The following is a 5,733-nucleotide window of genomic DNA, read 5'->3' as shown; positions in this document are numbered from 1 at the left end:
CGCAGGCTTCGCCAGCTCCTACGGAGCCCAGCGGGATAAATCCCCTCGCCACAGGTGTCGTCCGTGCTAACGAGCCTTTTCTTCTCGCCCGCGCAACAGCCGATCAGGCATCGCCACGGCAGCCGCCAGTCCTAGCAACGACACCGCCGCGCTGATCATCAGCAAGTGCCGGAACGTTTCCTGCAATTCTTCGCGCAAAACGTCCAGCGCCTCGCCCGGCGCGGCATTCAGGCCATCGAGCAGCACGTTGCCGGAATGCCCTTCGCCCATCATCGACGAGCCGGCGAGCTGGGCGAAACCCGAATCCTGCAGCAGCGCCAGCAGCAACGCCGACATCAGCGCCACGCCCACCGCGCCGCCCAATGAGCGGAACAGGTTGGTGGTGCTGGTGGCGACGCCGATGTCCCGTTGCTGCACCGAATTCTGCGAGCCCACCAGCGAGGTGGGAAATTGCATGCCGGAGGCGATGCCACTGAGCAACATGAACAGGCTGCTGAGCCAGAACGCAGCGGGCGGGGTGAAGGCCATGCCGAGGATGGCGAACGGGAAGAGCAGGGCGCCACTGAGGATCATCGGTTTGTAGCGCCCGGTGACCGAGGTCCGCCGCCCGGCGAAATAAGCGCCGATCGGCAGCCCCATCGCCAGCGGCAGCAAATGCAACGCGGCACTGTCGGCGCCGGCGCCGGTCACGCTCTGGAAGCGCAACGGCACCAGCACCGTCAGGGAAATCGCCTGGAAACTGGTGAAGAACACCGTGCACCAGCACAGCACCGCGCTGCGGTTGACGAACAAGTGCATGGGCAGCAACGGCTCGCGGGCGCGGCGTTCATGCCAGGCGAACAGGGCCAGCACGACCACGGCGCAACCCAGCAACCCGAGCACTTCGCGGCTGTGCCAGGCGTGGCCCTGGCCGATCTGGGTAATGCCCAGCAGCAACGCGGTCAGGCCGATGATCAGCAACACGGTGCCCAAATAGTCGATGATCGGCGTGCGTTGCGGCACCGGCAGCCCCACCAGCGTGCGCCGGGCCACCAGCCAGGCGCCCAGGCCCAGCGGCAGGTTGATCCAGAAGACCCAGCGCCACGACAGGTACTCGGTCATGTAGCCACCCAGCACCGGGCCGGCGACGCTGGCCACTGCGTACATGCTGCTGAAATACCCTTGGTAGCGACCGCGCTCGCGGGGCGGGATGATGTCGCCGATGATCGCCTGGCTCACGGAAATCATGCCGCCGGCGCCGATGCCCTGGAAAATCCGCGCCAGCACCAATTGCTCCATGTTCTGCGCCATCCCGCAGAACAGCGAGGCGAGGGTGAACAGGCCCATGCCGAACAGCATCAGCGGCCGTCGGCCATACAGATCGCCCAGCTTGCCGTAGATCGGCACGGCCACGGTCATGGCGACCATGTAGCCGGAGATCACCCAGGCCAGCAGGCTGACGTCCTTGAACTGCGCGGAAATGGCCGGCATCGAGACCGCGACGATGGTCTGGTCCAACGCCCCGAGAAAAATTGCCAGCATCAGCGCCACCAGCACGCTGCGGATGGCGGGCTGTTGGGCTTGGGCAGTATTGAGCTGAGTCACGGTGGAACCTGCGGGCATCGTGCCTGGCGGCGAAATGCCCGCAGTTTAAATCGATAGCCGGCTATTCGATAGCCTCGTAAGGAAGGCCCACGTAATTTTCCGCAATGGTTTTCCGACCGGCCTCGGAGTCGACGAAATACTCCAGCTCCGCTTCGCTGATGCGCTGGTTGAACGCATCGTCATCGAAGCGGTGCAGCATCGACGTCATCCACCAGGAGAACCGCTCGGCTTTCCAGACCCGTCGCAGGCAGATGTCGGAGTAGCGTTCCAGCAGGTCCACGCGACCGTCGCGATAGACCTTGAGCAAGATGTTGAACAGCGTGCTGACATCGCTGGCAGCAAGGTTCAGCCCCTTGGCACCGGTCGGCGGGACGATGTGGGCGGCGTCGCCGACCAGGAACATCCGTCCGTACTGCATCGGTTCCACGACGAAGCTGCGCAGCGGCGCGATGCTTTTTTCGATGGAAGGACCGGTCACCAACGTTTCGGCCAGGTCGGCGGGCAAGCGGTTTTTCAGCTCGGTCCAGAAACGCTCGTCCGGCCAGTCCGACACCTGCTCCTCGGCGGGTACTTGCAGGTAATAACGGGTGCGAGTCCGTGAGCGCATGCTGCACAGGGCAAAGCCGCGCTCGTGGCGCGCATAGACGAGTTCTTCGTGGACGGGCGGGGTGTCGGCGAGAATGCCGAGCCAGCCGAACGGGTAGACGCGCTCGAAGACCTTGAGGTTTTCCGCCGGAATCGACTGCCGTGCCACGCCGTGAAAACCGTCGCAGCCCGCTATGTAATTGCAGTCCAGGCGCCAGGTGTCGCCGGCGTGTTCAAAGGTCACGAAGGGATGATCGGTCTTGAGGTCGTGGGGCTGGGCACTGTCGACCTGATACAGGGTCCGGGCACCGGATGCCTCGCGGGCGGCCATCAAGTCACGGGTGACTTCGGTCTGGCCGTAGACCATGACGTTCTGGCCGCCGGTCAGCCCCTTGAGATCAATGTGCACGCGGCGACCGTTGAGGACCAGCTCGAAGCCATCGTGGGGCAGGCCTTCGGCGTCCATGCGCTGGCCGACCCCGGCCTGGCGCAGCAACTGCACCATGCCTTGTTCAAGCACGCCGGCGCGGATGCGGCTGAGGACGTAGTCGGGCGTCTGCCGTTCGAGGATCACGGTGTCGATCCCAGCGTTGTGCAACAACTGGCCGAGCAGCAGTCCAGAGGGGCCGGCGCCGATAATGGCGACTTGGGTCTTGAGGGTTTTCATTGTTGTTATGACTCGCAAGAGGCACGCGACCAGGGTCGACGTTTATTTTTAGTAATCCTGGCGTGCATTTTTCGCTTGCGGACCTGTCAATTGAAGGGGAAAACTGCGCTGAAACCTGTACTTTCTGCCAATCGGTGCGATTACCGCCCGTAACCCAAGGCCGATCCTCGTTATGAAGAAAACTGAGCTGCCTTCGATCCCGGTGTTCAAGCTCTATGGCGAAAGCCAGGATTGGCCCACGCCGGACCTGCTGCACTGCGAAACCATTTCCAGCCGCAGCAGCGAGCACCAATGGGAGATCAAGCCCCATCGGCATGCCGACCTGTGCCAGTTGCTGTTTGTCTTCAAGGGCGAGGCAGAGCTGGAAATTGAAGGCCAACGCACCCGGCTTGACGAGCCGGCGGTGCAGATCCTGCCGCCGCTGTCGGTCCATGGTTTTCGTTTTTCCGAGGATGTGCAGGGTTATGTCGTGACGCTGGCAGCGCCGCTGGTCACGCACCTGCAAGGGCAGTTGGGCCATTCGGTCAATATCCTGGCCCAGGCCGAAGCCTACCCGGCCGGCGAGAACGCTGATTATCTCAACAGTTTGTTCAGCGCCTTGCAGGCCGAGTACGTCGGGCATCAACCGGCCCGGGAAATGCTCATGCACGCACTGGTCAGCGTGATCATGGTCTGGGTCAGTCGCCAGGTGATGAGCCGGCGCACCTCGACCCAGCGCCCGCAAAGGGCCCGGGAGTACCTCAACGGCTTCATCCAACTGGTGGAAGAAACCTATCGCCAGCACGTCAAGGTCGAAGACCTGGCCCATCGCCTGGGCATTTCGGTGTCGCACCTCAACGGTACGTGCCGCGAACTGGCGGGGCAGCCGGCATTGCAGATCATGCATGAGCGGCAATTGTTGGAAGCCAAGCGGCTGCTGACCTACACCGGCATGACGATCTATGAGATATCCGAACTGCTCGGCTTCTCTGACCCGACCAACTTCACCCGACTGTTTCGCCGGCGTGTCGGCATTTCGCCAAAGGCCTTCCGCGACCGGCTCAAGACCGATCAGCCAGACGACTGAAACCGCCTCAGCGCAGAGCGTTCAGGGATGCGTTGTGCGGTATGCAGCGTTCGAAGTTGCAGCTGGCGTATTCACGGGGCAACTGCCTGGCCTGCTCGACCCGATACGCCGCGGTGCCGTACAGCGCAAGCGTGGCGGTGCAGGTGATGAAGATGGCGAGGCGTCTTCTTGTTTTGATGTTCATGGCGATGACCTCTGAACGAATACCCGGGGGTACTGCTTTGAGCATAGGTCAGCCGTGGCGGGTTGCCAGCGAGGCAGTGAGGGTGTTTAACCGATATTCAGAACACTGATATCCCTTGTGGGAGCGAGCTTGCTCGCGATAGCGGTAGATCAGTCGACACTCAGGGTGACTGACCCGCCCTCATCGCGAGCAAGCTCGCTCCCACAGGGGATTGGGGTGGTCTTTTAACCGGGTTATGCCAGGTGCTCAGGCTTCATCGGATCCCCCGGCTTGACGTCCAGTTGGTGGCGCACGTCTTCGAACATTTCGTCGTAGTACTTGTGCATCGAGCCGATGCTGGCGGTCTTCGGCATGCCGTATTGCTGGGCGATGCGGGTGGCGTGGCGGGCGAAGTCGAAGGCCTGGTCCTTGGCCAGGAAAAACGTCTCGTCCACGTTCTTGTCTTCCACCGTGCCGTGCAGGCGGAAGGACATGCCCGTTCCCTCCTTGGGAACCTGTGCAATCTCGTAGTCGATGCACAGGTTGTAGCTGTAGTCGTCCTTGTTCAGCGCATGGCGCTCCATGTGCAGGTGACCGGGTTGGAACGTGGCCATAAGGTCTCTCCTTCGAAGGCGTGGAGAACGGCAGACACCGCGCCTGCCGCATAAGTTTTGCCGTTACCGATAAACGATCCCCGGCGTTGCCATGCTGATGCGGGTGCCAGCGGTGCCCTGGACGATAGCATCGATGTCCGACAGCGATCCGATCACCGCTACCTTGCCGGTGTTGCGGGCGAATTCGCAGGCGGCTTGCACCTTCGGCCCCATGGACCCGGCGGCGAAACCGAGCCGTTCCATGTCGTCGGGGTGGGCCTGGGCGATGGCTTTGCGGGTCGGCTTGCCGAAGTCGATGAACGCGGCGTTGACATCGGTGGCGATCACCAGCAGATCGCTGTCCAGTTGTTCGGCCAGCAGCGCCGAGCACAGGTCTTTGTCGATCACCGCTTCCACGCCTTGCAGCTTGCCGTTGACGTCATACATCGTCGGGATGCCGCCGCCACCTGCGCAGATCACGATGCTGCCTTTTTCCAGCAGCCATTTGATCGGGCGGATCTCGAAGATGCGCTTGGGCCTGGGGCTTGCGACCACGCGGCGGAACTTGTCGCCGTCCGGGGCGATGGCCCAGCCTTTCTCGGCGGCAAGTTTTTCCGCCTCTTGCTGGCTGTAGACCGGGCCTATGGGCTTGGTCGGGTTCTGGAACGCCGGGTCGTTGGCGTCCACTTCAACCTGGGTCAGGAGCGTGGCGAACGGGACCTCGAAGTCCAGCAGGTTGCCCAGTTCCTGTTCGATGATGTAGCCGATCATGCCTTCGGTCTCGGCGCCGAGCACGTCCAGCGGGTACGGCGTGACCGAGGTGTAGGCCGCCGCCTGCAACGACAGCAGGCCGACCTGCGGGCCGTTGCCGTGGGCGATGACCAGTTGGTTGCCCGGATGGATCTTGGCGATCTGTTCGGTCGCGGTGCGGATGTTGCTGCGTTGATTGTCTGCGGTCATGGGTTCCCCCCGACGCAGGAGGGCGTTACCGCCCAGGGCAACGACGATGCGCATGGTGTTGTCCTTTAAAAAATGGATCGAACAACCTAATTCCCTTGTGGGAGCGAGCTTGCTC

Annotated in this window: 6 protein-coding genes; 1 reads left to right on the top strand and 5 read right to left on the bottom strand. The window is 62.5% G+C overall.

Annotation, left to right across the window (positions count from 1 at the left end):
- Positions 1-66 precede the first annotated feature (66 nt).
- Positions 67-1,602 (bottom strand): MDR family MFS transporter, encoded by a 1,536-nt coding sequence (locus OC610_RS20005; protein WP_264430137.1) that lies wholly within the window; start codon positions 1,600-1,602, stop codon positions 67-69.
- Positions 1,603-1,645: 43 nt separating this feature from the next.
- Positions 1,646-2,836: a 4-hydroxybenzoate 3-monooxygenase gene (gene pobA, locus OC610_RS20000; RefSeq protein WP_264430135.1), complete on the bottom strand. Its 1,191-nt coding sequence runs from the start codon at positions 2,834-2,836 to the stop codon at positions 1,646-1,648.
- Between the two features lie 172 nt (positions 2,837-3,008).
- Here pobA and OC610_RS19995 point away from each other — a divergent pair, with 172 nt between their 5' ends.
- Complete coding sequence (locus OC610_RS19995; protein WP_264430134.1) at positions 3,009-3,902, top strand: helix-turn-helix domain-containing protein; 894 nt, start codon at positions 3,009-3,011, stop codon at positions 3,900-3,902.
- A 7-nt stretch (positions 3,903-3,909) separates the two neighbouring features.
- On the opposite strand, the gene OC610_RS19990 is transcribed toward OC610_RS19995, so the two are convergent.
- The 3 genes from OC610_RS19990 to arcC form a co-directional block, all read right to left on the bottom strand.
- Positions 3,910-4,086 (bottom strand): hypothetical protein, encoded by a 177-nt coding sequence (locus tag OC610_RS19990; protein WP_264430132.1) that lies wholly within the window; start codon positions 4,084-4,086, stop codon positions 3,910-3,912.
- Positions 4,087-4,319: 233 nt separating this feature from the next.
- On the bottom strand, positions 4,320-4,679 hold the full coding sequence (locus OC610_RS19985; protein ID WP_264430131.1) for a DUF5064 family protein: 360 nt from the start codon (positions 4,677-4,679) through the stop codon (positions 4,320-4,322).
- A gap of 63 nt (positions 4,680-4,742) precedes the next feature.
- Positions 4,743-5,672, bottom strand: a complete 930-nt coding sequence (arcC, locus tag OC610_RS19980) for a carbamate kinase (protein WP_264430128.1) — start codon at positions 5,670-5,672, stop codon at positions 4,743-4,745.
- Positions 5,673-5,733 lie beyond the last annotated feature (61 nt).

It is taken from the genome of Pseudomonas agronomica, assembly GCF_025917275.1.
Lineage (GTDB): Bacteria > Pseudomonadota > Gammaproteobacteria > Pseudomonadales > Pseudomonadaceae > Aquipseudomonas > Aquipseudomonas agronomica.
This window is presented reverse-complemented; position numbering and strand designations above follow the sequence as displayed.

What these genes read in the sequence shown, in the direction of transcription:
- OC610_RS19990 (WP_264430132.1), bottom strand. Translation starts at nt 4,086, where the DNA reads ATGAACATCAAAACAAGAAGACGCCTCGCCATCTTCATCACCTGCACC.
- pobA (WP_264430135.1), bottom strand. Translation starts at nt 2,836, where the DNA reads ATGAAAACCCTCAAGACCCAAGTCGCCATTATCGGCGCCGGCCCCTCT.
- OC610_RS19985 (WP_264430131.1), bottom strand. Translation starts at nt 4,679, where the DNA reads ATGGCCACGTTCCAACCCGGTCACCTGCACATGGAGCGCCATGCGCTG.
- OC610_RS19995 (WP_264430134.1), top strand. Translation starts at nt 3,009, where the DNA reads ATGAAGAAAACTGAGCTGCCTTCGATCCCGGTGTTCAAGCTCTATGGC.
- OC610_RS20005 (WP_264430137.1), bottom strand. Translation starts at nt 1,602, where the DNA reads ATGCCCGCAGGTTCCACCGTGACTCAGCTCAATACTGCCCAAGCCCAA.
- arcC (WP_264430128.1), bottom strand. Translation starts at nt 5,672, where the DNA reads ATGCGCATCGTCGTTGCCCTGGGCGGTAACGCCCTCCTGCGTCGGGGG.